This is a genomic window from Alteromonas sp. ABH4_456, assembly GCF_056160645.1.
The window spans coordinates 1-1,684 of record NZ_JBSWXO010000035.1; the positions used below are offsets into that span (position 1 = coordinate 1).

The 1,684-nt window shown below is 42.3% G+C and carries 4 protein-coding genes; 2 read left to right on the top strand and 2 right to left on the bottom strand.

The window, feature by feature from the left end; all coding sequences use genetic code 11:
* Positions 1-42: 42 nt before the first annotated feature.
* Both ACXAG2_RS20805 and ACXAG2_RS20810 read left to right on the top strand, forming a co-directional pair.
* Complete coding sequence (locus ACXAG2_RS20805) at positions 43-396, top strand: HAD-IA family hydrolase (protein WP_474870238.1); 354 nt, start codon at positions 43-45, stop codon at positions 394-396.
* A gap of 64 nt (positions 397-460) precedes the next feature.
* Positions 461-865, top strand: a complete 405-nt coding sequence (locus ACXAG2_RS20810; protein WP_474870235.1) for a GFA family protein — start codon at positions 461-463, stop codon at positions 863-865.
* 96 nt (positions 866-961) lie between these two features.
* Here ACXAG2_RS20810 and ACXAG2_RS20815 read toward each other — a convergent pair whose 3' ends face one another.
* Positions 962-1,279, bottom strand: a complete 318-nt coding sequence (locus ACXAG2_RS20815) for a CcdB family protein (protein WP_474846847.1) — start codon at positions 1,277-1,279, stop codon at positions 962-964.
* Positions 1,279-1,563 carry a type II toxin-antitoxin system CcdA family antitoxin gene (locus ACXAG2_RS20820; protein ID WP_474820669.1) on the bottom strand — a complete coding sequence of 95 codons (285 nt, stop codon included), beginning with the start codon at positions 1,561-1,563 and terminating at the stop codon, positions 1,279-1,281. The genes ACXAG2_RS20815 and ACXAG2_RS20820 overlap by 1 nt, the downstream gene beginning before the upstream one ends.
* Positions 1,564-1,684: the final 121 nt, after the last annotated feature.

Here is a 1,684-nt window from a genome sequence, read left to right on the forward strand (position 1 = left end):
GAGTACGGCGGTTTATGGAGACCACATCACCATTCCCCGGCAATGCCCACGGAATGGCAAAGGTGTAGCAGACATAGGATCAGTTATTTAGGGAAACTTGGAATCACTCAGTATTTTCACTGTATACATTCTTCTGAATATGAGGCTCAAGGAAAGCCTCACCCTGCAGTATATTTGACCACTGCAAAAAAACTAAGTATTGAACCTTCACGGTGTATCGCTTTTGAAGATTCTTTGTCTGGAATCATCTCTGCGAGTAAGGCGGGGATGAAAACTATCGCAGTTCTATCCAGTTCTGATTTTAAATACGATAAGTACCAAATCGCACATATGAAGCTTAATCGATTATCGGAATTCACCTATTCTCATTTCGAGAAATTAAGAAAATGTGTATAGATATAAACAGTATCAGTAATACTTTTTTGTCTGATGTTGCGGTCAAAACGGGAGAGGAAATTAAATGATCAGATTTCACGGCGGTTGCATATGCGGAGCTGTCCGCTATGAAACGATAGCTGATCCTCTGAATCAGAGAGTGTGCCATTGTAAAGAATGTCAAAAAGCTATTGGAGCTGCTTTCAACGCCCGTGTTCTGATGCGTATTGAAGATGTTTCTATCGTAGGGCCTGTAAGAACGTTTTTCTCCTCGGAAACTCTTGAGCGAGGTTCGTGTTCCCGTTGTGGTTCGAGTATTTTTTCTCGTCGCACTTCTTCTGGAGTCATAGGATTAACGGCTGGCAGCCTTGACGATTCATCATTTTTCAATCCTGATATGCATTTTTGGGTGTCATCTGAGCAACCTTGGCTAGTAATAGCCGATGATCTCCCTCAGTATCCGGAAGGCCCTCCAGCTAAAGGTTATTGAATTAATGATTGGCTATAAAGCTTGGCCTAACAAGGCCATCAAATTCGCTCCCTTCGGTCGCCGGACGCTCGCAAGCTCGCGCCGTTTATGGCGGCGTTATATTCCAGTGATAGCGAAGTCTATTGCATCTATCAGCAGTTCTCTGGATTGCTCCAGCGAACCAATGCGATCCTTGAGCACGTCTTCGGGTATAGAACTAAGCTGTTGTGCTAGAAATAAGTATGTTGTGCCTTCGAATTCTATTTCCGGCGTCAGCTTCTTCATGTAAAAACTGTTTTTAGAATTACTAGTTGTTAACGGTACAACCAGCCTTGTTGCCAATTGGTCAATTACAGAGTTTTGAACATCAACAAGAAAAGGGTAAGCTTCGCTAGTTTTCTTGCTTGGGTTTCTGTAAACATCAAATTGCGCCATTAGAAGTTCCTGTACTCATCACCTATACAACCGTTCTCAGCAACAAACTCGTTGTATGCAGCTATGGCAGCTTTGTTTTCTTTTTTCCATTTCTCGGCTTCAATACTTTTTAGCTTGTCTCTAAGTGCTTGTTCTAAGGTCGCAGACAGGTTAACTTTTAAAATTCGAGCTTTTTGCAATAGGTCGCTATTTAAGCTTAGATTTGTCGCTTTCTTGGGGGCATGGACGTCATATAAATCTTGCATTTTATCACTCCAACTAATTTTACCACCAAGTATACGCATACAAATGCGCATTGCAAAGCATGGTTGGAATATAACACATATGAGCCCAACTCCGGTCAATAGGTAATAACAATTCTCTGGCTGCGTCAGCAGCCAGTTCAAGTCCCTGTGCTAAACCTCT

What these genes read in the sequence shown, in the direction of transcription:
- ACXAG2_RS20805 (WP_474870238.1), top strand. Translation starts at nt 43, where the DNA reads ATGCCCACGGAATGGCAAAGGTGTAGCAGACATAGGATCAGTTATTTA.
- ACXAG2_RS20810 (WP_474870235.1), top strand. Translation starts at nt 461, where the DNA reads ATGATCAGATTTCACGGCGGTTGCATATGCGGAGCTGTCCGCTATGAA.
- ACXAG2_RS20815 (WP_474846847.1), bottom strand. Translation starts at nt 1,279, where the DNA reads ATGGCGCAATTTGATGTTTACAGAAACCCAAGCAAGAAAACTAGCGAA.
- ACXAG2_RS20820 (WP_474820669.1), bottom strand. Translation starts at nt 1,563, where the DNA reads ATGCGTATACTTGGTGGTAAAATTAGTTGGAGTGATAAAATGCAAGAT.